This is a genomic window from Acinetobacter sp. YH1901134 (assembly GCF_013416965.1).
Taxonomy (GTDB): Bacteria; Pseudomonadota; Gammaproteobacteria; order Pseudomonadales; family Moraxellaceae; genus Acinetobacter; species Acinetobacter amyesii.
In genome coordinates this window covers 32,903-59,424 of record NZ_VPEW01000006.1, presented here as the reverse complement: position 1 = coordinate 59,424, position 26,522 = coordinate 32,903, and the positions used below count along the sequence as shown (strand labels likewise).

At 38.9% G+C, this 26,522-nt stretch carries 23 protein-coding genes and 1 tRNA gene; 16 read left to right on the top strand and 8 right to left on the bottom strand.

Translation table 11 applies throughout. From position 1 onward, the window contains the following. Positions 1 to 2: 2 nt before the first annotated feature. From FTV50_RS07915 to FTV50_RS07905, 3 genes are all read right to left on the bottom strand, one after another. Positions 3 to 1,673, bottom strand: a complete 1,671-nt coding sequence (locus FTV50_RS07915) for a phosphoethanolamine transferase (protein WP_180024076.1) — start codon at positions 1,671 to 1,673, stop codon at positions 3 to 5. Positions 1,674 to 1,813: 140 nt separating this feature from the next. Next, positions 1,814 to 2,950, bottom strand: coding sequence for a porin (locus tag FTV50_RS07910; protein WP_180024075.1), 1,137 nt, complete (start codon positions 2,948 to 2,950; stop codon positions 1,814 to 1,816). A 127-nt stretch (positions 2,951 to 3,077) separates the two neighbouring features. Then, complete coding sequence (locus FTV50_RS07905; RefSeq protein ID WP_180024074.1) at positions 3,078 to 4,364, bottom strand: MFS transporter; 1,287 nt, start codon at positions 4,362 to 4,364, stop codon at positions 3,078 to 3,080. A gap of 168 nt (positions 4,365 to 4,532) precedes the next feature. Here FTV50_RS07905 and FTV50_RS07900 point away from each other — a divergent pair, with 168 nt between their 5' ends. From FTV50_RS07900 to putP, 5 genes are all read left to right on the top strand, one after another. After that, complete coding sequence (locus FTV50_RS07900; RefSeq protein WP_180024073.1) at positions 4,533 to 5,168, top strand: 1-acyl-sn-glycerol-3-phosphate acyltransferase; 636 nt, start codon at positions 4,533 to 4,535, stop codon at positions 5,166 to 5,168. 61 nt (positions 5,169 to 5,229) lie between these two features. Then, positions 5,230 to 6,153, top strand: a complete 924-nt coding sequence (locus FTV50_RS07895; protein ID WP_180024072.1) for a patatin-like phospholipase family protein — start codon at positions 5,230 to 5,232, stop codon at positions 6,151 to 6,153. 99 nt (positions 6,154 to 6,252) lie between these two features. After that, positions 6,253 to 6,735 (top strand): NfeD family protein, encoded by a 483-nt coding sequence (locus tag FTV50_RS07890; RefSeq protein WP_180024071.1) that lies wholly within the window; start codon positions 6,253 to 6,255, stop codon positions 6,733 to 6,735. Between the two features lie 16 nt (positions 6,736 to 6,751). Then, the gene (locus FTV50_RS07885; RefSeq protein ID WP_078189969.1) at positions 6,752 to 7,606 is read left to right on the top strand and encodes an SPFH domain-containing protein; all 855 of its coding nucleotides are present in this window, start codon (positions 6,752 to 6,754) and stop codon (positions 7,604 to 7,606) included. A 211-nt stretch (positions 7,607 to 7,817) separates the two neighbouring features. Further along, a complete protein-coding gene (putP, locus tag FTV50_RS07880) occupies positions 7,818 to 9,308 on the top strand; it encodes a sodium/proline symporter PutP (protein WP_078193047.1) in 1,491 nt (496 codons plus the stop codon). Between the two features lie 198 nt (positions 9,309 to 9,506). On the opposite strand, the gene FTV50_RS07875 is transcribed toward putP, so the two are convergent. The 3 genes from FTV50_RS07875 to prpF form a co-directional block, all read right to left on the bottom strand. After that, the gene (locus FTV50_RS07875; RefSeq protein WP_078193048.1) at positions 9,507 to 10,415 is read right to left on the bottom strand and encodes a polyprenyl synthetase family protein; all 909 of its coding nucleotides are present in this window, start codon (positions 10,413 to 10,415) and stop codon (positions 9,507 to 9,509) included. Positions 10,416 to 10,545: 130 nt separating this feature from the next. Further along, entirely contained in the window at positions 10,546 to 11,523 is a 978-nt protein-coding gene (locus tag FTV50_RS07870) for a GGDEF domain-containing protein (RefSeq protein WP_180024070.1), read from the bottom strand. Positions 11,524 to 11,730: 207 nt separating this feature from the next. Continuing rightward, the gene (gene prpF, locus FTV50_RS07865; RefSeq protein WP_078193050.1) at positions 11,731 to 12,921 is read right to left on the bottom strand and encodes a 2-methylaconitate cis-trans isomerase PrpF; all 1,191 of its coding nucleotides are present in this window, start codon (positions 12,919 to 12,921) and stop codon (positions 11,731 to 11,733) included. A 330-nt stretch (positions 12,922 to 13,251) separates the two neighbouring features. Here prpF and FTV50_RS07860 point away from each other — a divergent pair, with 330 nt between their 5' ends. The 11 genes from FTV50_RS07860 (at position 13,252) to FTV50_RS07810 (ending at position 21,958) form a co-directional block, all read left to right on the top strand. After that, positions 13,252 to 14,640: an amino acid permease gene (locus FTV50_RS07860; protein WP_078189974.1), complete on the top strand. Its 1,389-nt coding sequence runs from the start codon at positions 13,252 to 13,254 to the stop codon at positions 14,638 to 14,640. A gap of 73 nt (positions 14,641 to 14,713) precedes the next feature. Further along, positions 14,714 to 14,789: transfer RNA gene (locus tag FTV50_RS07855), tRNA-Arg, on the top strand. Positions 14,790 to 14,956: 167 nt separating this feature from the next. Further along, a complete protein-coding gene (locus FTV50_RS07850; RefSeq protein ID WP_180024069.1) occupies positions 14,957 to 16,279 on the top strand; it encodes an integrase arm-type DNA-binding domain-containing protein in 1,323 nt (440 codons plus the stop codon). A 324-nt stretch (positions 16,280 to 16,603) separates the two neighbouring features. Then, positions 16,604 to 17,248, top strand: a complete 645-nt coding sequence (locus tag FTV50_RS07845; protein WP_180024068.1) for a hypothetical protein — start codon at positions 16,604 to 16,606, stop codon at positions 17,246 to 17,248. A 134-nt stretch (positions 17,249 to 17,382) separates the two neighbouring features. Beyond that, positions 17,383 to 17,592 carry a transcriptional regulator gene (locus FTV50_RS07840; protein ID WP_180024067.1) on the top strand — a complete coding sequence of 70 codons (210 nt, stop codon included), beginning with the start codon at positions 17,383 to 17,385 and terminating at the stop codon, positions 17,590 to 17,592. 3 nt (positions 17,593 to 17,595) lie between these two features. Then, the gene (locus FTV50_RS07835) at positions 17,596 to 17,979 is read left to right on the top strand and encodes a hypothetical protein (RefSeq protein WP_180024066.1); all 384 of its coding nucleotides are present in this window, start codon (positions 17,596 to 17,598) and stop codon (positions 17,977 to 17,979) included. Positions 17,980 to 17,981: 2 nt separating this feature from the next. Continuing rightward, the gene (locus FTV50_RS07830; protein WP_180024203.1) at positions 17,982 to 18,191 is read left to right on the top strand and encodes a helix-turn-helix domain-containing protein; all 210 of its coding nucleotides are present in this window, start codon (positions 17,982 to 17,984) and stop codon (positions 18,189 to 18,191) included. Continuing rightward, on the top strand, positions 18,188 to 18,691 hold the full coding sequence (locus FTV50_RS07825) for a BRO family protein (RefSeq protein WP_180024065.1): 504 nt from the start codon (positions 18,188 to 18,190) through the stop codon (positions 18,689 to 18,691). Before FTV50_RS07830 ends, FTV50_RS07825 begins: the two co-directional genes overlap by 4 nt. After that, complete coding sequence (locus FTV50_RS07820) at positions 18,688 to 19,200, top strand: hypothetical protein (protein WP_373683679.1); 513 nt, start codon at positions 18,688 to 18,690, stop codon at positions 19,198 to 19,200. Before FTV50_RS07825 ends, FTV50_RS07820 begins: the two co-directional genes overlap by 4 nt. Before the next feature lie 2 nt (positions 19,201 to 19,202). Continuing rightward, complete coding sequence (locus FTV50_RS07815) at positions 19,203 to 19,505, top strand: hypothetical protein (RefSeq protein WP_180024064.1); 303 nt, start codon at positions 19,203 to 19,205, stop codon at positions 19,503 to 19,505. Then, positions 19,502 to 21,958 carry a DUF927 domain-containing protein gene (locus FTV50_RS07810; RefSeq protein ID WP_180024063.1) on the top strand — a complete coding sequence of 819 codons (2,457 nt, stop codon included), beginning with the start codon at positions 19,502 to 19,504 and terminating at the stop codon, positions 21,956 to 21,958. The genes FTV50_RS07815 and FTV50_RS07810 overlap by 4 nt, the downstream gene beginning before the upstream one ends. A 415-nt stretch (positions 21,959 to 22,373) precedes the next feature. Here FTV50_RS07810 and FTV50_RS07805 read toward each other — a convergent pair whose 3' ends face one another. Next, positions 22,374 to 23,813, bottom strand: a complete 1,440-nt coding sequence (locus FTV50_RS07805; RefSeq protein WP_180024062.1) for a hypothetical protein — start codon at positions 23,811 to 23,813, stop codon at positions 22,374 to 22,376. A 98-nt stretch (positions 23,814 to 23,911) separates the two neighbouring features. Beyond that, a complete protein-coding gene (locus tag FTV50_RS07800; RefSeq protein WP_180024061.1) occupies positions 23,912 to 26,161 on the bottom strand; it encodes an SIR2 family protein in 2,250 nt (749 codons plus the stop codon). Positions 26,162 to 26,522: the final 361 nt, after the last annotated feature.

The window sequence follows — 26,522 nt, the reverse complement described above, 5'->3', positions numbered from 1 at the left end:
GCTTAAGTCCTGCGCTGTACTGAAGTACATTGTTGCAACATATTGTTTTTTTCATCAATCACTTGAGTCTGCACATCGAGCAAACTCAATAGCGATGGAAATAGATTATCCTGACTTAATTTTTGGCTTTTTTGTGCCATTAAACAAGTATATTGCGCTGAATTATTTTTTTGCCACGCCGATGAAAACCACATCAACATCGGCACATGAGTTTGCTGTGACGGTGCAATTGCGTATGGAGAACCGTGTAAATACAAGCCATGCTCACCGGTCGACTCGCCATGATCGGACAAATACCACAGTCCTGTTTGATAGTTGTCAGTCACTTTTAAGGTGTTAATCAATTCATTCAGTACATGGTCGGTATAGACAATACTGTTGTCATAACTATTTATTAATTCTGTCGAGCTACATCCCTGTATGGCATTGCTATTACAAGTTGGCTTAAATTTTTGAAACGCAGCGGTACTTCGTTTGAAATAGGCAGGGCCATGACTGCCCATTTGGTGTAACACAATTAAACGAGGAGTTTGATCCGCTTTGGGGATCGACGCCAAATAGGCCTTCAAACCATCCACTAAGATTTCATCATGACATTCGCCATCGGCATCACACCACTTTTTCTTTAGTGCTTCAGGAAATTCATATTTTTCAACACGTGTGCATGTGCCCTTACAGCCTGAATTATTATCTAGCCACGTCACCTTATAACCTGCACGCTGTGTTATATCGAGTAAACCTTCGCGATGACTTGCAAGCTGTTCGTCATATTCGGTTCTCGGCATACCCGAGAACATACAAGGAACAGACACAGCGGTTGCGGTGCCACATGAACTGACTTGGCTAAAATTGATAATATTTTGCTGACTGAGTTCAGGATTGGTATTTTTAGCATAACCATTCAGTGAAAAACTTTCCGCGCGCGCAGTTTCACCGACCACCAAGACCATCAATTTTGGCAAGCTATTGGCGCTTACGTTTTCAACCATATGTGCATCTTCACCATAGATCAACAATGGCAAATTCTGTTTCGGTGCTTTTTTGTGATAATAGGAAAATGTCGAAGCGATACTGTTTTGTGGTGAGAGCATGCCTTTTAAGTCACGATGCTCACGAAAAATAGCAGCAAAATCAACAAAATAAACAAACAGCAAAGCACCCATCAGGATGAGCGATAGCACTATATGTAGAACCTTTTTGGCTACGACCGTGCTTAGGGATTCTTTATGCAGTGGCAAAAGCCAGATCAATAGCACTGGCAAAATAACCAGTCCAAAGACCCAGATAAAAAATTGTGGCGAGATTAAATCCTGCACTTCCTTTACATCTGTTTGCATCATGTTCTGCACTTGGTCAGATGTAATGGTCACGCCTAAACTATTGACGAAATAAGCACTCAAGCCACCAATGATAAGCAAAACACTCGCCAAAAGTTTTGAATTCCATCGCCATTGCAGGAGTTGCATCAGCACATTATAAAGTGCCACCACCACCAGTACGGTTGCAGCTAAAAATAGTCCGGCCTTCAATCCCGTATAAGGTGTGAGCTGCTGGATTTGCTGATAAAACGCGAGGTTCAAAACCATCCCAAGCCATAAGGCAAGAACGAGGTTAAATTGACTTAAACTAAGTCTTGGAATTTTTTGCTGTATTTTAGCTATGACCTGAAGCATATTGGCATCAATTATTGATCTTTGATGCCCTAATCTAAAAATTCAAACTTAAAAATCACTTAAAACTGATCAAAACCAAGCAAGAAAAATCAAAAAAGGCGATGTAAAACATCGCCTTTTGAACAACTTAAATCAAAGTTTTAGAATTTAAATTCTAGACCTGTACCTAGAACAGGTTGTTCACTTTCATTCGAACCTTGTTCAAGTGCTAAGTAACCTGCATAACCATAAGCTTTCACTTGTTTGCTAAATGCATAATCTGCACCTGCAATGAATTGCTGAGCTTCATAATCTGCACCTGCTTTATAAGTCGTGGTATTTTGACTATATTGTGCTTTGACTGTCCAAGCTTTTGCAGATGGTAGATTGTATTCTGCACCGACTAACCAACCTTGAGCATCATCAATATTTGCTGCTGCAACATCATTACCTTTAGCAGCCTCAACCTCTGATGTTTGATACAGTGCTTTGACTGCCAAACCGCCCTCAAGATTTACGCGACCAATCGCACGAATTGTATTTGCAGCAGCAAATACTTTGGTTCCAGTTATTTCAGAATTTGAAACAACTTTATCATTCACGGTATATGTACCACTATTTAGCATCCCTACGCCACCAAAGTTCGATGGAATGGCTTTGTCATACGCTAAACCTGCGACAACAACGGGGCTGTCATAGACAACAGACGCCGACCAAGCATCGCCAAGACCACGACCTGCAGTTTTTACTACACCTTTATCACTCTTGATTCCTGAAGACTCACCTGTTGCAAGCAATGCATTAACTTTAATTGCACCTTCAGCAATTTTAAAAGCTGGTGATTCATAGACAACAACGTTATCCACACGATTTTCACCCGTCATGATGCCTGTAACATCAGCACGGTTACCCACGTAGTTGTTGAATGTATCAACCGGACTAGACAATTGTTTTAATGGTGTATCGTGTGCACCGACTTTCAATGTACCAAGTTTAGCATCTTTCAAACCAACGAAGCGGTTACGCTTAGACCAGTCATCGCCTTCGCCGTCTGAGTTAAATGCCCATTCAATTGCATAAACTGCGCTTAAACGGTCAGTCAGTTTTTCATCGCCCTTTAAACCCAAGAAAGAACTGTTTGAACTGATTTCAACGACATCTTTGTCTGAAACACCCGTTTTATTATCTTCAGGTAAATAATCAACAGACGCATCAATTTCACCGTAGAAGGTTGGTGCTGCAAAGGTTGAGCCAGCCAAAAGGCTCAATGCGATAGCCGCTGCTAACTTAGTTTTCATCAAAAATTTTCCTTAAATTATTTTGTAACAGATATTACACACGGGAAACATATTACAAAATTATTAAAATAATATTTGCATTGCTCTTTTAGTGCTTTAGCTGATAAAAAACAACCAAAATCATGATTTAGAAGTGATTTTGGTCATTTTTTGATGCTTTTCCCCAAAATAGAATCGGGACTAAGCTCAATGCAGCCAAACCTGTGATCCAAAATAAATAAGTGCTATAACCCAACTGATCGGCCACTATGCCACTGATGCTATACAGCCCCCCACTCACTGTAGCCATAATGGCAACCTGAAATGTAAAGTCCGTTGCTGCAAATGCTTTACGACTATATTGCATCACCAAAGTCAGCATAATCACGAGCAGCATGGCTGAAATCATATCTTCGGCAGCATTAATCCCATAGATCAGCCATTCATGAACCTGCCGTTTTGCCTCGAACTGCAAAGCCAACCATGCATAGGCCAATAAACTGAATATTTTCAATACCGAATAGAAAACCAAGGCTTGCGCCCGAGAAATATACTTCAAGCTAAGACCAGCAAGCCCTGCCCCAATTAAAGCAGCCACTGCACCTAGCATGGTGACATACAGACCAATTTTACTAAAACTCAATCCTAAATCGACCATCAGTGGCTTAAGTAGTGGACCTGCTAGACCATCTGCAAGCTTAAAACTCAATAAGATCATGAGCCACAGTGTGAGGGTTTTAGTTTGGGTAAAATAAGCCAAATACTGGCGAATAGCATAGAACAAGCCTGAAGTATGCTTATGGTTGTTATCATTCTCTTGAGAGGAAATTATGTTGAGCTGTGGCTTTAAAGGTTCTCGATACAGAAAAATAGGAATCGTATTGATGAACACCAATGCCGCTAAAAACAGAAATGTGGCTTGCCAATCCAACCAATCCAAGGCCCAAAGCACAGCACCGCCACCCACGATAAAGCCGAGTCTTGAACCAATCACCTGAAAGGTATTGCCCCAGTGCTGTTGGTCAGTTTTTAAAATATTGACGGCCAAGCCATCGGTTGCGACATCTTGAGTCGCACCAACCAAATTCATACTGAGTAAAGCCACAAAAAATAGCAGCAAATACATCGGTTCATTCAAGCTTTGGATCGGCAAAAAAGACAAGAAGACCAAGACCACCACGGACAACAACTGCATTGGAATAATCCAACTCCGATAGTGCCCTTTGGACCTTGAACCATGTCGATCAATCCACGGTGCCCAGAAAACTTTGATCGACCATGGCAGCATGAGTAATCCAAAGCCACCAATATGTGCCAAAGATACACCTTGCGCTCTTAAAATCACTGGTAAAGCATGCGTCATAAAACCGACAGGTAACCCTTGCGCCCAATATAAGGAAAACAGTAAAAGATAGAGCTGACGAAGCTGGATCATAAGTTCCTAAATGTTGAATGCGCTGAAGTTACATTTAGAGTAGTCAAAATACGCCTATTTTGCCAATGATCTAAAATAATCATCGACCTAAGATAAGGTCAATGCTGATGCCGTACTTTTAAATGTGCATCACATCGAAAATGGATTTCACTTATATAAGAATATGCAATGAATCAAAAGACTCAATTATTTCCAGTTTTGCCCGATCAAGTTCCATCACGCGGCTCCCCCCTGAGCCGCGCAATATTTAAAACACTTTTTTTGGCACAAGGATGGAAATTTGATGGCGAATTTCCCAACCTTGCCAAAGCTGTAGCGATCATTTCTCCGCATACTTCTAATATAGATGCATGGCATGGTTTTCTTGCCTTGCTTGGAATCGGGATAAAAATAACCATTTTTGGTAAAAACACCCTTTTTGATACCCCCTTAAAACCACTTTTGGATTGGGTCGGCGTGATCCCTGTGCAGCGTGAAAACCCACATGGGCTTACGCGTGAAATTGCTGAGATTGTCCAAGCGACAGATCAAATTTGGATTGGAATGGCACCTGAGGGAACACGAAAAAAAGCCGATAAAATCCGCAGTGGTTTTTACTATATTGCCTATGAAGCACAGATACCTATTGTGATGTTTAGCTTTGATTATGCAAAGAAAACCATTCATTGCTTGGGTGTTTTTGAACCCAGTGGAGATTTTGAAACTGATCTCGAAAAAATTTTGAAGATTTATGATGGCAAATTTTCCCCGAAAAATCCCGAATGGTTGGCCTTGCCGTTACAAAAGCACTGGAAAAAGCCCTAGTCAAATGGCTATTTTTTTGATGTGATGTGCACTTTGTATATTTAACCATCAGATTTCACCCATGAAACTTTTGCAATACCTGATTCCTAGCCTCTTTGTATTGGCACTCACTGGCTGTGATTCTGCAACCAAAACACCTGCGACCACGACACCTACACCAGCCAAAGCACGTGAACCGGTGATCGCGATTGCGCTCGGTGGTGGCGGTGCCAAAGGTTTTGCTCATATTGGCGTGCTTAAAGTGCTCGAATCACATGGTATTAAACCTAAGATTGTGACTGGGACCAGTGCGGGTAGTTTTGTTGGCAGCTTATATGCCAGCGGTAAAACGCCTTATCAAATGCAGCAATTGGCCCTGAACTTTAAAGAGTCCGATATTCGTGACTTAACCTTAAATAGCCAAGGCATTATTCAAGGGCAAAAACTGCAAGACTTTGTTAATAAAAACGTCGGCAATAAATCAATTGAACAATTTCCAAAGCGCTTTGCTGCTGTAGCCACCCGTTTGGATAATGGCAGTAAAACTGAATTTAACCGTGGTAATGCCGGCCAAGCGGTACGTGCATCGTGCAGCATTCCGAATGTATTTGTACCTGCAACCATTGCAGGGGTGAAATATGTCGATGGTGGCTTAGTCAGCCCAATTCCAGTGAAAACCGCACGTGATATGGGTGCAGATATCGTGATTGCAGTTGATATCTCTGCGCGTCCTGATGGTAGCAAAGCCGTAAGCATGTTTGGTTTACTCGATCAAACCATTAACATCATGGGACAACAAAGTATTAATGAAGAACTGAAAAATGCCAATTTCGTGATTCAACCTAAAGTGGGACATATCGGCACACTCGATTTGAAGTCGAGCAATGCGACGATTTTAGAAGGTGAAAAAGCCGCACAGCTCAAAGTGAATAGCATTATTAAGGCGATCGATAACTTTAAACAGTCCCCTGCGGCCTTTAAACCAGCACCAAAAGCGAAAATATAATTCAACGATTTTTTTTATATTCATTGAGTTATACATCTGCTACATTGATATAGATACTGGTTCATCTATATCAATTCACCCTTATATAAGAGTAGATGTATGGAATTTATTTTAGAACCTTGGCACTGGTTTGTATTGGGCGTCGCTTTGATGCTTTTTGAACTAATTTTGCCGTCTTTTGCTGCGCTATGGTTTGGCGTTTCTGCAATTTTGGTTGGGATCTTATATTGGATCTTTCCATCCATGGACTTTAATGTCCAAATTGTGGTTTGGATTATTTTTGCCGTGCTCTGCACATTTTTGTGGTTCAAATTTATTAAGCCTTTATCCATTGATAAAACCAAAGCAGGTCTGTCCCGTGAAGCGACGATTGGCCAAGTGGGTATGGTGATTCAAACCCAGCTCAATCATGGCAGCGTTAAAGTTCGCTTCCCGATGCCTGTTTTAGGTTCAGACGAATGGCATTGCCGTACCCAAGATGCACTTCAAGTCGGCGACCGTGTTCGCGTGACCGATATTTTAGGCAATGATTTAGTCGTCCAACTGCACAGCAGCAGCAACCACCCCACTGACAATCCATAAATAAGTGAGAAATGACATGTCTGGTGTTTCTATTGTTTTTTTAGCGCTCTTAGTTTTTGTAGCCGTCACCATTTTTAAAGGTGTCCGTATTGTTCCCCAAGGTTATAAATGGATTGTTCAGCGTTTAGGTAAATACCATACAACGCTCAATCCGGGGCTGAACTTTGTGATTCCGTATGTCGATGAAGTGGCTTATAAAGTCACAACCAAAGATATCGTGTTAGATATTCCCTCTCAGGAAGTGATTACACGTGACAATGCGGTACTGCTGATGAATGCTGTGGCTTATATCAACTTAACCACGCCTGAAAAAGCAGTTTATGGTATTGAAAACTACACATGGGCGATTCAAAACTTAGTTCAAACCTCTTTGCGGTCTATTGTTGGTGAAATGGACCTCGATGATGCACTATCATCGCGTGATCATATTAAGGCTAAACTTAAAGCTGCTATTTCTGATGATATCTCTGACTGGGGTATTACGCTTAAAACTGTAGAAATTCAAGATATTAAACCTTCTCATACCATGCAAGCGGCAATGGAAGAGCAAGCGGCCGCTGAACGTCAACGTCGTGCGACAGTGACCAAGGCAGACGGTGAAAAACAAGCGGCTATTTTAGAAGCGGATGGTCGTTTGGAAGCCTCTCGTCGTGATGCAGAAGCTCAAGTGGTACTAGCAGAGTCTTCTCAACGTGCAATTGAAATGGTGAGTTCAGCCGTCGGCGATAAAGAAATTCCAGTTGCGTACTTACTGGGTGAACAATACGTCAAAGCCATGCAAGATATGGCTAAATCTAATAATGCCAAAACTGTGGTATTACCTGCGGATGTACTGAATACGATTCGTGGTGTGATGGGACGTAATAACTAAATCTCCGCATTAATTAAAATGGGTCGTGATCTACGGCCCATTTTTATGCCCAAAACAAAAAAGAAGGCAAAGTTTGTCAATTTATGTTTAAATTTCACGTTATTTTTTTGACGTTTTAGGACTTATCGTTCGATTTCACCTACTTGGTTTAGGCAAATCCAATTGAGTCCCCTAATTAAACGCAATTGTCCAACGCCAAAGCGGATACCGTATGAGCTCCCTGAATCCCACCCTAATTACCTTTCTCTTTTATATTGTCGCCATGGTCGTGATCGGTTTACTTGCATACCGTGCGACCAGTAACTTTTCTGACTACATTTTAGGTGGCCGCCGATTAGGGAGCTTTGTTACTGCCCTTTCTGCAGGTGCATCGGATATGAGTGGTTGGTTGCTCATGGGTCTTCCGGGGGCGATTTACCTTTCAGGTTTATCTGAAATGTGGATTGCAATTGGTCTGATCATCGGTGCTTGGCTCAACTGGCTACTTGTGGCAGGTCGTCTTCGTGTACATACCGAAGTTCAAAATAATGCCTTGACCCTACCTGACTATTTCTCAAATCGTTTTAACGATCAAAAGAAAATCTTACGTATCGTGTCAGCTGTGATTATTTTGATTTTCTTCGCAATTTACTGTGCTTCAGGCATGGTTGCAGGCGCTCGATTATTTGAAAGTATGTTTGGTATGTCGTATAGCACTGCGCTTTGGATCAGTGCCATTGCAACGGTGAGCTATGTGTTTATTGGTGGCTTCCTTGCTGTCAGTTGGACCGATACCATTCAAGCGGGCTTTATGATTTTTGCCTTGCTACTTACCCCTATCGTGGTCATGTTGTCATTCTCTGATTTAAGCCAGTTCACTCTGGCACTAGAAGCAGCACGCCCTCAAGCGATGAATGTATTTGCTGACTTAAGTTTTGTCGCAATCATGTCTTTATTGGCATGGGGCTTAGGCTATTTTGGTCAACCGCATATCTTAGTGCGCTTCATGGCAGCTGATTCTGTTAAATCGATTCCCAATGCACGCCGTATTGGTATGACATGGATGACGCTCTGCCTCGGTGGCGCAGTTGCAGCAGGCTTCTTCGGTATTGCTTATTTCCAACAGCATCCAGAACTGGCAGGTGTCGTTACAGCAAACCCTGAAACGGTCTTTATGGAATTGACTAAAATTCTATTTAACCCATGGGTTGCAGGTATCGTACTAGCTGCGATTTTAGCTGCAATCATGAGTACCCTCAGCTGTCAGCTTTTAGTCTGCTCAAGTACCTTAACTGAAGACTTTTATAAATCATTCTTACGCAAAAATGCTTCACAAAAAGAATTGGTTTGGGTCGGCCGTATTATGGTGTTAATGATTGCGTTGCTTGCGATCTATATGGCGGGTAATCCTGACTCTAAAGTCCTTGGTCTCGTCGCATATGCATGGGCAGGCTTTGGTGCTGCATTTGGCCCACTGATTATCATGTCATTGTTTTGGAAACGCATGACACTCAATGGTGCTTTAGCAGGTATGGTGGTCGGTGCGGTTATGGTTATTCTATGGAAAAACCTCTGGGGCGATACAGGCGTTTATGAAATTATACCGGGCTTCATCTGCTCACTCATTGCAATCATCATTGTGAGCTTAATGGGCAAAGCGCCATCTGCTGAAGTCACTGAAAAATTTGAAGAAGCAGATCGTATCTATAAAGAAAGTATTTAAGACCAATAGCACTTAAATTTAATTTCTAAGTTTTAATATCTGCAAAAAAGGACGCTAGGCGTCCTTTTTTCTTTTTTATCATGTCATCCATTTAGCTATTCAGTAGATGGTTTATTGACTTCTGTTCCAAATATACAAAATATAAAAAAAGCCCACAACATATTACATGTGTGGGCTGAGGTCTTTTACTGCGTCATATTAACTTTGACGTTTTAATAAAAACTGCGTGATCTTGTGTAATTCTGCCGCATCTTCTGCAAAATAATCCAAAGCTTGAAGCGCTTGAGCATGTAATTCTTCTGCATAAGCTTGCGCTTGCTCGAGACCCATTAACGCAGGATATGTCGATTTATCCACTTGTTGATCTTTACCTGCTGTTTTACCCAATGCTTCAGTGTCAGCAATAATATCTAAAATATCATCTTGCACCTGAAAAGCTAAACCAATCGCTAGACCAAATTCGCGGAGTTTAGGAATAGCTTGGTCTGTACCATTAAATATCGTCACTGCCGCCATCATGATTGCAGCAGAAATTAAAGCACCAGTTTTATTTCGATGAATGTTTTCTAGTTCATCCTGACTGACATGCTTGCCTTCCGCTTGTAAGTCTAGGACTTGTCCATTGACCATTTTTGAAGTTGCAGTCGCTAAAATTTGCATTTGCTTCAAGATGATCGGCGCTTCAACGGCTGGGCCTTGATCAAAAAGACGGCTGCCTAAAACTTCAAAAGCCATCGATTGTAAAATATCGCCAGCAAGTAAAGCCGTATCTTCACCAAAAGCCACATGACAAGTTGGTTGACCACGACGAAGTAAATCATTGTCCATACACGGCAAATCATCGTGTGCCAATGAATAGCAATGAATAAATTCAATCGCCACCGCAGCACGGCGTACGGCTGCAAAATTGGTATTGGGTTTTAACGCTGCTGTTGCATAACAAAGTGCCGGTCGAACGCGTTTTCCACCCAACATCACAGCATGATACACCGCCCCTTTTAAGGGTTCTGGAATTGAAAATGCATCAAGCGCTGTCAGTAAATCCTGCTGAATACGCTGCTGCGCTTCTGTCAGGGCATGTGTGGAAACGTCTGTTAAAGAAGACACATTCACCTCAAATACTTTAAATATTTAACTGCTTCGTTCATTAGCAAATCGACTGCCAATGTTTTCTGTCAATTTTGACCTGTTGCATCATACTGCTTTCTCAAATCTTTCTCTATGTTACGGCCTAAATCTATGTGTTTTTCCCACAGTCTGATGGTTTTTTAAATGTCGTTTCCTCAAATAGCGCCACATTTTGTCCATCATTAAAACAGGTACAATTTTTCGAGCCTTTCTTGGCTTGATACAAAGCCTGATCAGCACGTGCCAATGTTTCAAAAAATGACTCTGTTCCATCCCACAAGGCCACTCCGCATGAGATACTCAGTTGTAAAGCCTTATCCGCATAATTCATCGAAGAAGCATAGATTTGCTCACAACATTGTTGTGCAATCGAACATGCAGTCGATATAGCCGTGCGTGGCAAAATCATTGCAAACTCTTCCCCACCCATGCGATATATTTGTGCATCTGCGAGTTGACTAATTTGCCCCCTTAAAAGCTGCGCACTTTTTCTTAAAACCTCATCGCCAAACGCATGGCCGTAGATATCATTGATTTGCTTAAAATTGTCTAAGTCGAGCATCATCAAACAAATTTCATCTGCTTGTTCGACCGCGAAGCTTTTTTGCCACTGAGAAAGGTCTAAATCAAAACCTCGTCGATTTCTTATCCCTGTCAGATAATCAAAATAAACTTGTTGTTCGAGTTGTTGGTTATGTTTCAACAGTGATAATTCGACTTGCTTTAAATTTGTAATGTCCGCACAGCACAACAGTACATGTTCCAAATCCCCACTTTGTTGAAACTTTGGTTTGAGCGTGAACCAATAATGCCGTTCATTTTCACTATACATAAAGGGTTCAATGCTATCATTCTCTAAACAGCGTAAATCAAACTCAGAACTTGTGGCTTTGGTTTTTTGCTGCATCACGGACACATGATTCAATACAATCTCTTGTAAGTCTGACTGAAATCGATGTTTAAATATTTGATTGGCGCATATCAGCTCAGCTGTCGCAGAAAATAACGCAGCAGGCATTGGCAACGCTTCCAATACAGCCAATTGTTCAGTAGGTAGATCCGATTTTATTAAGTCTTTTTTAAGCATGGTTTCGCTACTTTTTTCAGGGTAAAGCTACGCAAAATGCTAACAAAATTAATCTGACATAAATCACAGAAACTTTCTAATATTAAATGCAGTTCATATTATATAAAAATATATACCAATTCATGATTTGCTTATTCATATAAAAGATAAAGGCAAAAAAAAAGCCCCTGCAAAGCAGAGGCTGATTTCAAATGAGATGTTAAATACTTAATCTAAACTATCCGCAGGAATACGCACCCAGCCTTCCATTAAGACACGCGCACTCCGGCTCATCACGGCTTTTTTAACGACCCACTGACCATTTTCATAAATTGCTTGCGCACCTACACGTAGCGTCCCAGATGGATGTCCAAAACGCACAGCTTCTCGCTCCCCACCACCCGCGGCTAAGTTCACAAGCGTCCCCGGTATCGCCGCAGCTGTACCAATGGCAACTGCCGCTGTGCCCATCATGGCATGATGCAGTTTCCCCATTGATAAGGCACGAACCAATAAGTCCGTATCTTGTTCTGAAATTTGTTTAGAACTCGAAGATGTATAAGCTTTCGGCTTTGAAACAAATGCAATCTTTGGGGTATGTTGACGTTGCTCTGCTTCTGCAATATCTGAAATCAAACCCATTTGCTGCGCACCATAAGCACGGATTTTTTCAAAACGGGCCAATGCCTTAGCATCACCGTTGATCGCATCTTGCAGTTCAGTGCCGACATAACCAATATCTTCTGCATTTAAGAAGATCGTTGGAATGCCTGCATTAATAAATGTTGCAGGGAAACTACCTTCATCGGGTACGGTTAAGGTATCGACCAAATTCCCTGTAGGAAACATAGCGCCGCCATCTTCACCATCATCTGCGGGGTCTAAAAATTCAATTTGAACTTCGGCTGCTGGGAAGGTCACACCATCTAGTTCAAAATCACCGGTTTCTTGTACTGCACCATCAGTAATAGGTACATGCGCAATAATGGTTTTTTGAATATTGGCTTGCCAAATACGAACCGTACACAAACCATTTTCAGGAATACGTGATGCCTCAACCAAACCATTTGAAATGGCAAATGCACCAACTGCTGCTGTTAAGTTTCCGCAGTTACCGCTCCAGTCGACAAATGCTTTATCAATTGACACTTGTCCAAATAGATAGTCTACATCATGCTCAGGCTGTGAACTTTTTGCCAAAATCACGGTTTTACTGGTACTTGATGTTGCTCCACCCATCCCATCAATTTGTTTGCCATAAGGATCTGGACTGCCAATCACACGCAATAAAAGTTGGTCGCGAACTTTTCCAGCTTGTTGTGCTGCAAGCGGCAAATCATCTAGCTTGAAAAATACACCTTTACTAGTACCACCACGCATATAAGTCGCTGGAATCTTAATTTGGGGAGCAAAACTCATTTTTATTGAATCCTTAATCTTTATCATTGTGTTTTGGCAGAGCGTTCTTTTCTGCGCTTTTGCATCATACAATGTTTAATTGAAGTTTTAACAATCACATGACTTAAGTATAAAAAAACAACATTCGATACCTTTTCCATATAAAGCCAAGTATAAGAATTTCAATTAAAATAAAATTAATCTATTGATTCATAAATTTTTAATTCAGCATTTAAAACGAAAAATAGGTTATTAAATATATAAATATTTTTCATAAATTTTGAGCTACTAGGCTATTCATTCTCTATACATTACAATTACCAAAATTAAACCATTCTCGGGAAGAGTAACTTGACTACCAATTCCTCCGAACTCAAGCGTGGCTTAAAGAATCGTCATATTCAATTGATTGCCATGGGTGGTGCAATTGGTACAGGCTTATTCTTGGGCTCAGCGCATGTGATTCAATCTGCTGGACCATCCATTATTCTCGGCTACGCCATTGGCGGTCTGATCGCCTTTCTAATTATGCGTCAGTTGGGTGAAATGATCGTCCATGAACCTGTAGCGGGTTCATTTAGCCATTTTGCATATAAATATTGGGGGAAATTTCCAGGTTTCTTAACAGGTTGGAACTACTGGATTCTCTATATTTTAGTGGCAATGACAGAACTCACCGCTGTTGCGAAATACATCAACTACTGGTGGCCTCATATTCCAGCGTGGGCATCTGTACTGTTCTTCTTCGTGATCATTACTTTAGTAAACTTAGGTAATGTGAAGTTTTATGGTGAATCTGAGTTTTGGCTGTCGATTATTAAAGTCACTGCAGTTATTTCTATGATCGTATTTGGTTTGTATTTGCTACTTACTGCAGATGCCAATTCAACAGCATCATTTACCAACTTATGGAGTCAGGGCGGCTTCTTCCCAAATGGTTTTGAAGGTTTATTCTTCATGCTGGCTTTCTTGATGTTCGCCTTCGGCGGTATTGAACTGATTGGTATGGCGGCAGCAGAAGCTGAAAATCCAAAAGAAACTATTCCAAAAGCGATCAACCAAGTTGTATTTCGTATTTTGATTTTCTACGTGGGTTCTTTGACTATTCTATTGTCACTTGTGCCATGGAATCAGCTTGAACTAGGTGGTCTAGACAAAAGCCCATTTGTGATGATCTTTAGCCAACTGGGTATTGATTGGGCTGCACATTTACTGAACTTCATTATCCTAACTGCAGCACTGTCTGTTTATAACAGCGGTATGTATGCCAATAGCCGTATGCTTTACAGCTTGGCAAAACAAGGTAATGCCCCAAAAGTTTTCGCAAAAACTAACAAAAGTGGCGTACCAATTCCAGCAGTATTACTTTCTGCAGTACTGATTTTCGGCTGTGTACTCTTAAACTACTTCGTACCTGAAGATGCACTTGGTCACTTAATGTATGTGGTTGTTGGTGCGCTTGTCCTGAACTGGGCGATGATTACCATGACTCACTTACAGTTCCGTCGTGCCAAACGTATTTTGAATTTTACAACGTCTTATCCTGCACTTTGGGCACCAGTCAGCAACTACATCGTTCTGATCTTTATTGCTTTAGTTCTATTTATTATGTGGACTCAGGGCTTTATGGAATCAGTTCTAATGATCCCTGTTTGGATTACAGTCATGTTATTAATGTTTAACTATCTTAATCCTAAAGATTTGAGCGACATTGACCCCAATGAAGTTCATAAAGACTAAGTAATTTAAAAAGTTATTGTTTCGGCAATAACTTTTTTTTTAGCTAAAATAGGAGTACATTAGCCTCCGTCTTGCGCTCTTAGCTTAACCGGATAGAGCAGTTGCCTCCTAAGCGACCGACGTGGGTTCGAGTCCCGCAGAGCGCACCAAATCATTAAACTCATACAACCCATCTTGACCAACACTTAATAACTATCAATAACTTATAAATTAAACTTGATTATACTTAACTCTATACAACTTGATACAACCTTAAATAATGAGTACCTTAATGAGTACCTAGCCCGATTCTATCTACTTTCAGGTACTCATTCTCATGGCTAAATTGATTAAACCCCTTACGGATCCTCAATGTGCTGCCGCAAAACCAAAGGAAAAGGACTACACCTTATTTGATGGAAATGGGTTAATTTTGCTCATTCGAACATCCGGTACAAAGACATGGCGATATAGGTACAAAAACTCCCTAGGTACCCAAATTATTACTATAGGTACTTATCCAGCGATCAAGTTAGCGAAGGCACGAGAGCATCGCACAAAATATCAATCAATGCTGGCTAATGACTTAGATCCAAAACAGCAATTATTGATTGAACAGTCCAAGCAAGATAATCAATTCCATTTTGAGTCAATTGCTCGGTCCTGGCATGTGGCATACAAAGCCAGTGGCAAATGGGGAGAAGAAACTGCAGAACGTGCTCTAAAGAACCTAGAAAAATATGTATTCCCTATTATTGGTACCAGGCCAATAGACAGTATTAAACCTAAAGATTTAAACCTTGTACTAAGTAAGATTGAAGAAACAGGCTTTTTAGAAGTCGTTAAAAAAACTCGTCAGCGTTTTGTTAGTATCTTCGCTTATGCCATATCCAAAGGCTTAATAGAATTGAATCCAGCATCCAGCTTAAAGGATGCGATTACCGTTACACGAAAGACCAAGCACCACCCTAAATTACACCTAAGCCGATTACCTGAGTTCTTACAGAAGATTGAGGCTGATAAAGGCTATCCGATTACTAAGCTCTGTTTAGCATTCGCCCTACATACTTTTACCCGATCTAGCGAGGTACGCTTTGCCAGATGGTCTGAGTTTGACTTAAAAAAAGGTGTTTGGATTATCCCGGCTGAACGTCAAGCATCTAAAGGAAATAAGTTTGCTCATCGAGGAGCAAAAATGAAAACTGAGCATCTAATCATACTCTCCCCTCAAGCCTTGGCCATTTTAAATGAACTACATATTTATAGCGGTATGTATGAAAACGTATTTCCTAAACATGGTGACCCTTATGGCTTTATCAGTGAAAGTACCATCAATAACACTTTAAGACGTATGGGCTACGATACTAATGAAGATATCTGTCTACATGGTTTTAGAGGTATGGCTTGTGGTGCCTTGGTTGAAAGCATGCTATTCACAGAAGAAGCTGTCGAGAAACAAATGAGTCACCAGGAACGAGACCAAGTACGTTTGGCTTATACACACCATGTTGAGTTTTTAGATGAACGTAAAAAAATGATGGCCTGGTGGAGTGATTATATTGATAAGAATAAAAACGGCTATATCAGTGCCTACGACTACGGACAGGAAATAAAGCTCATAGAGCAAGATAACCTCATCCAATTTAAAAAAGCTAAGTAATGATTACAACTATCCTCACTTAGCTTAAATGTGAGGTTTGTATATTAATTACCATAAAAAGCCTGCGATTTTGCGATTTAGCCTTGTATGCCTTACAGCATCAAGGATTCAACTCCGCAAAGGCTTTGCGATTCATTTGCGATACGCTGCGATTCCTATATTCCCATAGCGTCGTAAATTGTCGCCAACTTAACCCTACATATTCTTATTTAACCTTTTATCGCTTATATTCAATTTGCTAAGCCTAGGTTGATCCCCGAAAGTCAGATACCCAATCTGATTGGCTTAGCTGTTTTATTGGGATGCTGTGGGAGGTTAATAAGCGTGGCGATTGATTTATTTATAATTAATTATTTAAAAAAAACTTATGGTGAAAATGGCAACATTTCAAAACAATTTGAAAATATTTTCAGAACTCTCGACATAGATAAAAATCAAGCAATAGATGCATTTTATGAGGTATATTCAACTGGAAATCATCCTGCTTTATTCAAAGATACAAGTGACAAAGAGTTAGTTGAATTCCCATCTACAAAAATACTTAGACGCTTTTTATCTATTGCACCTCCCATAAATATTCAAAGACTAGCACTGGCCTATATTGTCGCTGAAATAACTATTGCTAAAATCCTGCAACTCAACACAAGAATGAATCTAGATGATATTCATCTTGCCTTAAAAAATATCGAGGTAATAAACCTAGATTTAGGTGCTTTTATACAATGTATAGATGCTAAGCCCCTTAATAATCAAGAGAAAAATTTAAAACAGTCCATACAGGCATTAGGAGGATTAACTAGATCTAGAAAATATCAGATACTAAAAAAGCAAATATTTAATGATTGGAATATATCTAATTACCATTCTTATGCCGAATGTGCCAGAAAGCATGCTGGCATACATTCTCTAAGCACGAAAACGATTGAAAGTTGGCTCTCAAAAGAATTTAGTAAGCCTAATAAAGAGTAAACATAGATATCTCTTTTGCAAGCAGATTACCCATTGTGCTTGCATATAACCCTATTTGCTAGCTCAAAGGTTTTTAGTAAAAAAAATCATATACATACTAACTCCACAATATAAATTTATGTGGAGTTATACACATGCAACCGATTCGAGTTACTTATAATCAAACTTGTGAGTTATTAAGCATAAAGCGCAATGCTTTACGTGAACTTACTTTGAATGACCCCACCTTTCCAAAGCCCTTTAAAGCCGGGGCATCACGTCAGGCTCCAGTGTATTTTGACTATGCGCAATTGATTGAATGGCATAACAAGCAAATGCAAAGCCTTGCAGTACTCGAGGCTTAATCAATGACTAAAACTCAAATTAAAAGTATTGCTACATCAATTAGTCGTCAGCTGAAAGTTATTGCAAAAGATGTTTATAACCGTGATTTGGTCACCGCTATCAATCACCAGCAATTAAAAGACGCTTCGATAACTTTAGATGATTTATACGGCTTACTGGATACTCAGTACCAGCGCAGCATGAAAGCCGGCATTGACGAGCCAATGGAATACACAGAGCTGGTTAAAAAGCGTATTGATGCTCTTGCAGAATATATCCGTCCTGCGCGTCTTAAAACCGTGCATATCTCACCTAAACACATCGTGCAAATGCTAGATGCTGAACTGCAATCTATGCACCACCTTTCTACCTTGCTAGATGCAATAAAAATTGGGGGCAAGGCATGAGTATAAATCATCAAACTCAGGTTTTAGCCCACCTTAAAAACGGCAAGACACTTTCCCAGGCCGAGGCAATCCACCATTTTGATTGCTATCGTTTAAGTGCAGTTGTTGAGCGACTACGCAAGCAAGGTCATGACATTGTGACCCACATTGAGCCTAATCTGAATGGCAAAGGCACACACGCGCGTTATGAATTAAATGAGGTGCAAGTATGAGCCTATCTATTTTTAATTTTAATAATAACGGCGTTCGTATTGTCTTTGATGTAAATGGTGAACCTTTATTTTGTCTTGCTGATGTATGCCGTATTTTAAATGTGGACCGCACATCACGTTTATTGCGTGACCTAGATGCAAAGGGTATGGCAGATTGCCACATCCTTACAAATGGTGGTACTCAAAAGGTTAAATTTGTAAATGAACCGAATTTATATCGCATCATCTTCCGATCTAATAAACCAGAAGCCTTGAGCTTCCAAAATTGGGTATTTTCTGAGGTATTACCAACAATCCGTAAAACTGGCAGCTACTCAGCAAGGCAGACTGCTTATGAAGAATTAAACCGCCTTTGTATGCAAGAAAAAGTATCAAGAGATAAAGGCACATTCCATAGTTTAGGTATGCACCGCCGCAAGCATGAAAAGCATTTAAACGCCGTACGTATTGAAACATGTAAAGCCAATTTACAACTTACTTTTGAGGGAGTGGCGCAATGAAAAATCATACCCCCCTTGAAACTCAAGCCTTAGATACGCTCAAATCTGAGCGCATCTATTTAGATGCTCAAATTGAGCCACTAAATTCTATAGAGGTATGCCCAAAACTGGACACCCCCCTAAAAGATTTTGAAGCATATAACATGCTGTTTTCAAATATCAATCCAAAACCAGATTTATGCTTAAACCTCTTAAAACTAGCTTTAGTTTGGGTCATCTCTGTTTTTCTTGTTGCAAGCTGTGGGCGTTCCGCTTATGCTAACGACGTTCATCAAAAAGCAGATGAATTAGCTTTGGTCGGCTATAAATTTTCAAACGGCGTACAGTCCGCAAGGGCTTTTTTTGTGCGTAAAATCTCTATGCATTCGCATGTTATGGCGGAGCTGGAGAGGGACACTTTCGAGTGTGCAGGTAACCGTTTGAGCCTGTCGACCAACCCTTTTCGGCTTCGCCACCCTCATTTGGTCGTGAATGGTGAAGCTCCTTTAAAATCAAGCGGAGCGCATTAATCGTGCCTAATACAAATACGTCTTTAGAAAAACAGAACCCAACTTATAGCTCTAGCGATTTATACGAAGCCTACTCTTTGGCTTATGAGCAAATGGCTGATACCAGCACCATGCTTAGTGTTATTTCTAAGGAATTTAAAAGCCTTAAAGAATACCTAGGGAATACCTATGATATTCCAGATAGTTGCTTTAATAATTTAAAGCGCATCATTGCAATCACCAATACAATGATTCAAGAATCCGCCGATCTGAGCCAAAATCTTGAACAGCAATACCAGGCCGAATGCGAGGAGTCACAAGCATGATTTCTCGAAGCTCATTATTAGACTCACCTGCAGATATTATTAAGCAATGCCGGCAGTTTTCACCTAATCAAATTGAATATCTAGAGCATCCCATTATTCAGCATTTTGGTAGTCCAGCATTGCCGGTTTATGTTGATGAGGCTCAAATTGAAATTGAAGGGATTGAGTACCACAACCCTTTAATTTTTCCGATCGTAAATGGCCATCTGGAGCAGATCCAATGCGCCGTATTACAGGATGGCCAACGTGTGCAAGTCATGCCAGACGGATTGGCCAAAGGTTTTGCATGTTGTGGCGACTTAAAGAAAGATCAGCCCATTATCATTACTTATGGCCTGGAAGCTTTCTTTAAGGTTGCTCAAACAGGTTACGCCGTGGCTTTGGTGATATTACCTACCTTGTGCGCCAAACCAACAACACTCAAACCGTTTGATTTTGAGCAGATCCATTTTGTGATTAATCAGCTGTCAAAGGCTGGATATAGTCAGCTTTATATGCCGGTCCGCCCTGAACATATCAAGCTGGAAGCATTCCAAAGCTTAGAGAAAAACACAGCTGTTAGATTGCTAAATCAATATACAGAATCCGACGGAAGTTCATTTCTAACTGAGCTGTATAAGGATGATGATGTAGAAGAGGTTAAAGCATTTATTCAGTTAGCCATTGAGCAATTGCCTGCAAATAAGCTATTGCCTAAAGGTCATTTAGCCAAGCCCTTCAGGATGGATGACGGCGCATTCCTACATATATTGGACACAGGTCTATATCTGATTAAGGAAAAGCGCGATGAAGATGGCGAACTCAAGCAGACACGCACTTTTATCTGTCATTCAGCCATTATCTTAGGTGAAGCGCGGAGCCTTAATAATGATAACTGGAAGCGTGTTATTCAATTTCATGATAAGGACAATACCTTACACCGGCTACTAATCCCATACGAGCATTTTATGGGTGAAGCGCAGGAAGCCTTAAAGATTATTGCCAATCATGGCTTGATGCCACCGCGCCAGGCCTATAAGAAAAATGTATTTATTAACTACATTCAGGACTACCCGATAGAACAACGTTTCCGCTGTGTCGATCGTGCCGGATGGCATGGGCACTGCTTCGCCACTCCCAATAAAACCTATGGCCATAGTGAAGATGAAGAGCTGCTTTTTCACAGTGACAGCAAAAGCCCCTATACCGTATCCGGGACCTTTGACGAATGGCAGGAACTTAGCCGGCTGATTGAACCTCATGCTTTAGCGGTACTGGCATTTTCATGTGCCTTTTCCGGGCAATTGGTTTTGCCCCTAGGTGCAGAAAGTGGTGGCTTTCATATTTATGGCTCATCAACGGACGGCAAAAGCACCATTACCAAAGCATCATGCAGCGTGTGGGGCAGTCCCAAGCATATCTCTAAGTCATGGCGGACCACGGATAACGCTTTAGAGAATGAAGCTGAGTTAAGAAATGATAGTTTTCTAAACCTTGATGAGTTACGCCAAGCAGTGCCGAAAGCTGTATCAGATATTGTCTATATGCTTACCGGTGGCCAAGGCAAAGCGCGAAGTAGCAAGGCCGGTAAAAACCGTGATGCCAAACAGTTTAGCCTTATGTATACCTCAACTGGTGAAGTCACCCTTGAGGAGCATTTGCGCCGTGGCAGTATTGAACTAGATGCAGGGCTATTATTGCGCTTTGCACACATTCCTAGTGATACTGGTAAAGGATACGGCGTATTTGATTGCATCAACTACGGTACAGCACCTCAGGACGTTGGTAATCGCATTAATGAACTGGCATCAAAGCATTATGGTCATGCTGGCATAAAGTGGCTTGAGTATCTGACTCAGGATAAAGATGCCGCCATAGGGAAAGCCCAAGCCCTACTGGATAGATTTATTGAGCAGCATAGCCAAATAAAGAATGGCCAAGCTAGTCGTGTTTTACGCCGTTTCGCACTCGTAGCTGCAGCTGGAGAACTGGCCACACAAGCTGGCATTACAGGGTGGCAGCAAGGACGTGCATTTGAGGCCGTAGCGCAATGTTTTAACACTTGGCTAGGTAATTTAGGCAATGGTGAAAACATGGAAGAAACCAAAACGCTCGAGCATATCAAGGCATTCTTTGAGGCCAATGGTACCAGCCGATTTGAGGATCTAACAATAATCAGACAGGCAGATGGTGAAGTCGTTCGGCAACGTATCCATAACCGTGTCGGCTACTATGATCCTGGAGAAAAGATCTACCTGGTATCACCGACCATGTTTAAAAAGGAAATGTGTATCGGAATGAATGAAGCCAACGTCAAAAAAGCGTTGATCAAACATGGCTGGATTAAAGAGTTTATTGAGGGTGATAAAAAACTCTATGTGAAGAAGTCCAGCAATACCCTGCCTGACGGTACGCGCCCACGCATGATGCATTTCAGTGTAGAGGCTATGCAGAGCCTAGATAATGAAATCTGAAAAGAATATTTATAAGGTGGACGTAGTGGACAAGGTGGATATTGAAAGAATTTATATAGCTAATACACTGTTATATATAAATATTACTCTGTCCACTTTATATAAATATTTCTATATTAATAGGTGGACATAGGGTGGACATAATACGGTGCATTCTGTTCTGTCCACTTCTTCTATTTTATCTGTCCACTTTTTTATGATGCCAATTGATATGCAGGTGGTCTAAATTAATTTTTTAAAAACATATAGATAATTGTCTATGTCCACTTAGTCCACCATGTCCACCGCAAAACAGACGCATATACAGGCTAACAGGATAAGAGCAAAATGGCTGGCAAGAAAGAAGATATTAAGGATTACAACTCCTATAACATATATAGATAATTAAGTGCAAAATTACTCAATTTCATTGATTTTAATCTTCGGCTATTTCTTTTAACCGTCTCCATGATGGATGATTTTTAATAGTTGGTTTCGCTGAAATTAATTTTTCTAATATGTCCTTCAAAAAATGATCATAATATTCAATTTTTGAACCTATTACTTTATCTAATAATAAAAGAACTTCTTCAGGATATTTTTCCAAAAGGAAAATCTTATCATCTTTGACCAATCTGAACATAAATAAGGATCCTGAATCTATTTTTCCTAAATAGGGCATTACGTGTTTATAAATATCTAGAAAACTATCAGGTGTTTCTAAAATTAAATTTAGTAATCGTTCAGACGTTCTTGAATTTTGAAATATTATTTCTTTAGGCCAAATATTTTTAATAAAATGTCGTCCAAATGTTGTCCAGTTTTTTTGTTCAGTTACTAGTTGCTGTAACACCCACAATGTATGTGAGAGCATATCATTATCAAAATTTCGGATCATATTTCTAAGATCGATATCAGAATAATATTTAGCTTTAGGATATGACCAGTAACTTACAACAACTAGATATTTTGCTAAATTATTTTTTAATTTTTCACTACCAAGCCATTCAGGTTTATTTTTAAATAATGAAGTTATATAAGGCTTTATAATTAATGATGCTTTGGGAGAAGGTGTCTCGAGCATTATGCCATGCCAAACAGATTCACTTACAGGGTTATCGATATTTAAAAGTGGAATTAAATTAAACTCAGTCCATTGTTTATAATGATAAAAAATGAACTTAAAACGATATGCTATCATTACAGCAGCATGATCAGCCCCCTCTCCAACACTATTTAATGCTAATTCAAATCTTGAAAGATAATTTTTTCTATAAATCTTAGTGTCTAATTTCCAAGCATTAAAAGTTGAAAATAGTGAATAAACTAATCTACCAATAGGTGAATTCAAAGCATAATCTAAAGTTTTTCGAGATACATTTATAACTTTTCCTCCTCGTTTAACTTCACCGATAGAACTTTTTGTTGCATCTGGACCTATTGTGTTTAGTGAATTGAAAACATAATCCCATACTTTCCAAAATAGTCCATGATTTGAAATGCAGGTATTTACAAGTGTTTCATCAATCCATCTAGATAGACTGAAGCGACAATTAAAAATCACTTCACTTGGTAAAAGAAATATTGCATTAGCCACAATTAATTTCTCTTCTATGGTTGTACTTTCAGGAATATTTTCAAATAATTGCTGCCAAAAATCTTCACGAAAGTTACCCAACTCAAGTTCTTTGAAAAGTATGTTTAGAACATGTCGAATATCTTTTTGTATTAAACCAATAAATGGTCTGTTTTGTTCAAAAATCACACTCCTCTCATTCTCAATTTTTTTTATTTCATCCAATAGTTTTGTTGAATCTGTTATTAATCCTAAATCAAACATATCTATAGATGTATTAGTCTTTACTAAACCTGACATAACACCAGGAATAAATGGCTCTTCATCTAAAAAACTATTTTTCCATTTATCAGATGATTCTATTTTTAATAAATATTTTTTAGCTGATTCTGATAAACCTATTTTCGAATTACTAATTTTTTTAGTAACCGACCAGTATGATAAATTCTTCTATTTTCAAATAAATCATCATCGTAATCTTTATTATTTGGATAGTATCTTATAATTTTATTTTCGATAATTATGCGATCTTCCTCAGGTATTTTATCCCATTTTTTTGAAATAAATTTAAATAGGTCCACCTCTAGAACAGAGCTCCAAAAAAAATCATCAGAGAAATTTTCAATTTTTTTCCCGATATCAAATTCATAAATATTTTGAGAATACACCCATACAAATAGTCTTAAACGATTGAAAATATATGAATCATCTTTTGGCCATTCTTTAGAAAGCGCGTAAATTTCCTTTTCATCTATCTGAAGTTGTCTATAAATCAAATGACTTAACCAAACAATTATTTTTGCAGTATTTTCATAAGCATCTCGCATTTCATTATCAAAATCATTAAGAGCTATAATAGGATATTCAAAATTCAAAAATGAACTAACAGTTGTAGAAGTATATTTAAGCAATTTTATATATTTAAATAATGAAACCACGATTATATTAATAACATTTATTAATGAGTCATCGTGAACATTAATAGAATCATGACAAAAACCAATAAATTGAGTTTTAAAATTTATCTTTAAATTCTCATCTTCTTCAGCGTTCAAATAGGCGATATATGATAAATCTCTACATACTATCAATGTTGGTTCAAGTAGTGACTCTAGATCCTTTAAGTTTGACTCAGTAAATACATTGCCATTTTTCTCTACTATAAATTTTAATTCATACCAAGTTATTGTAGGTTGTCTTTCTAGTAGCTTTTGACTTAGTATTATTTTTCTGAAAAAAATTAATTCATTCTCAGAAAATGAATTAGGCTCTTTAGTAATTCGCTCTTCAATTTCTCTGGTTATTAATGGATGTAAGTTATTCTGATTAGCAACCCACCATATACCTGAAGGTTGTTCAATAACTTTTACGAACCATCTTATTAAACTTGTAATTCTTGAGTTTACAGCCCATAGCCGTTGATATCGTAAATTTGATATTCTTTCTCTTAACTCACCTGAGTGCTCATTATTTAAATTATCAATGAAATCTTCACCAACATTATTTTTTAAATGATCAGGAATTAACTCTAAATCTGAACGAGTAAAATCTGTATCTATCCCATATAAATCGATAGGATCTAATATAAGATATTGACCAGTTTGATTTTCTACTTTTTTAGGTTTTCCTAACCGGATATATTTATCAAAAACATAAATCCATTCTGCTTTTGGTGTGGGCTGAAATAATTGAAATTTTTGAGCACCTTTAAATGTTGAAATAAAATTAGCAACCTGTCCTCTCTCAAATGCTTCTAAATCTTTTGGGCTTTTTTGACTAAATTCAAAAATGTGAGTATTCCATTTATCATCATCTCCTGCATATTTTGCCCATTCTGTGATTGTATCCCATAGATCATCATGATTAGGATATGAAATACCTATAGCACCAAGCTGGGACCACTTTTGACTGATTTTACTTTGCTCTCCTCGTTCAAAGGCATATATCTTATTTTTATTGTCCGAATTTTCAGAATTTAGTCCCTCAAGTAAATAACGAACTAAAGTATCATCTCCCGAATAACCAATTAATACGACTGTACGACGTGTCAATAAATTTGATAAAAATCTTGTTGCCCAACCATGGGATAAATAAGCACTACCAAAGTCCTGAGATGAAACAATAAGATTATTAGGTTCATTTTTCTTTGGATCTATCCATTTACCATGTAAGTAAACAATGCCTGATAACGGCTCTTTAGATTTAAGATCTGGTAAATATGGTGGAACAAAAGATTTTACTTTCTTATCCACTTTCTCAAAAAGTAGATCAAAGTTTGTTGTTATAAGAAATGGTTTCTTTTCTTCATTTATTGAAAGTTTTAAAAGATTTTCATGATTCCTTAGTAATGGAGTTTTATTGAGTTTTAGTTCTTTCAATAAGACAGAATCAACAATCTCATCACCATAAGTTCTTTTTAAGGCTGTAAATGTTCTATCGAATTGAGAATTAAATAGTAATTGTGAAATCTCATTATTTTCATCATCTAGTGCATGTAATTCTTCAGCAACTTTTTTCGTTAAACTATAAAAAGTAGGTAATCCAGCAGGAACCGAGACCCCCGCACCACAGAAAAATAGAAGTTCACCATTTTTTTGTGCTTCAATTAATTCATCGGGAATATTAGGACCAGTTTTAGTAAAGCGCATTTTATATATCAACTCTTAATGAATAGCTTTTTTTAATAAGATTTTGTTTTTTAAATATAAATACATTGCAATTAAGTTCCAATAGTTATTCTCAATAAAGCAGATTAATTTAGGTTGACTGAATATAGCAAAAATATGAAACCAAATTTCACCGAAAGGCTTTTAGAGAAAGACTTTATCTTATTTAATGAAACTCTCATTCTGTATAAGTACTTCTATGAAAAATCCGTATTTCTTGCAGGACAAGACTTATTAAATATTTTCTGGATCAAGCTAGACTACAACACCATTAAAACAGCCTCAAAGCCCTATCTACTGGTTATTACAGTCATTTTCAATAAGTGCCATTTTATCAAGGTAA

Coding starts and splice junctions, on each gene's coding strand:
- FTV50_RS07800 (WP_180024061.1), bottom strand. CDS start 26,161: ATGCGCTTTACTAAAACTGGTCCTAATATTCCCGATGAATTAATTGAA.
- FTV50_RS07890 (WP_180024071.1), top strand. CDS start 6,253: ATGGAATTTATTTTAGAACCTTGGCACTGGTTTGTATTGGGCGTCGCT.
- FTV50_RS07905 (WP_180024074.1), bottom strand. CDS start 4,364: ATGATCCAGCTTCGTCAGCTCTATCTTTTACTGTTTTCCTTATATTGG.
- FTV50_RS07895 (WP_180024072.1), top strand. CDS start 5,230: ATGAAACTTTTGCAATACCTGATTCCTAGCCTCTTTGTATTGGCACTC.
- FTV50_RS07910 (WP_180024075.1), bottom strand. CDS start 2,950: ATGAAAACTAAGTTAGCAGCGGCTATCGCATTGAGCCTTTTGGCTGGC.
- FTV50_RS07870 (WP_180024070.1), bottom strand. CDS start 11,523: ATGCTTAAAAAAGACTTAATAAAATCGGATCTACCTACTGAACAATTG.
- FTV50_RS07850 (WP_180024069.1), top strand. CDS start 14,957: ATGGCTAAATTGATTAAACCCCTTACGGATCCTCAATGTGCTGCCGCA.
- FTV50_RS07840 (WP_180024067.1), top strand. CDS start 17,383: ATGCAACCGATTCGAGTTACTTATAATCAAACTTGTGAGTTATTAAGC.
- FTV50_RS07885 (WP_078189969.1), top strand. CDS start 6,752: ATGTCTGGTGTTTCTATTGTTTTTTTAGCGCTCTTAGTTTTTGTAGCC.
- FTV50_RS07835 (WP_180024066.1), top strand. CDS start 17,596: ATGACTAAAACTCAAATTAAAAGTATTGCTACATCAATTAGTCGTCAG.
- FTV50_RS07805 (WP_180024062.1), bottom strand. CDS start 23,813: ATGTCAGGTTTAGTAAAGACTAATACATCTATAGATATGTTTGATTTA.
- putP (WP_078193047.1), top strand. CDS start 7,818: ATGAGCTCCCTGAATCCCACCCTAATTACCTTTCTCTTTTATATTGTC.
- FTV50_RS07915 (WP_180024076.1), bottom strand. CDS start 1,673: ATGCTTCAGGTCATAGCTAAAATACAGCAAAAAATTCCAAGACTTAGT.
- FTV50_RS07820 (WP_373683679.1), top strand. CDS start 18,688: ATGAAAAATCATACCCCCCTTGAAACTCAAGCCTTAGATACGCTCAAA.
- FTV50_RS07825 (WP_180024065.1), top strand. CDS start 18,188: ATGAGCCTATCTATTTTTAATTTTAATAATAACGGCGTTCGTATTGTC.
- FTV50_RS07900 (WP_180024073.1), top strand. CDS start 4,533: ATGAATCAAAAGACTCAATTATTTCCAGTTTTGCCCGATCAAGTTCCA.
- prpF (WP_078193050.1), bottom strand. CDS start 12,921: ATGAGTTTTGCTCCCCAAATTAAGATTCCAGCGACTTATATGCGTGGT.
- FTV50_RS07810 (WP_180024063.1), top strand. CDS start 19,502: ATGATTTCTCGAAGCTCATTATTAGACTCACCTGCAGATATTATTAAG.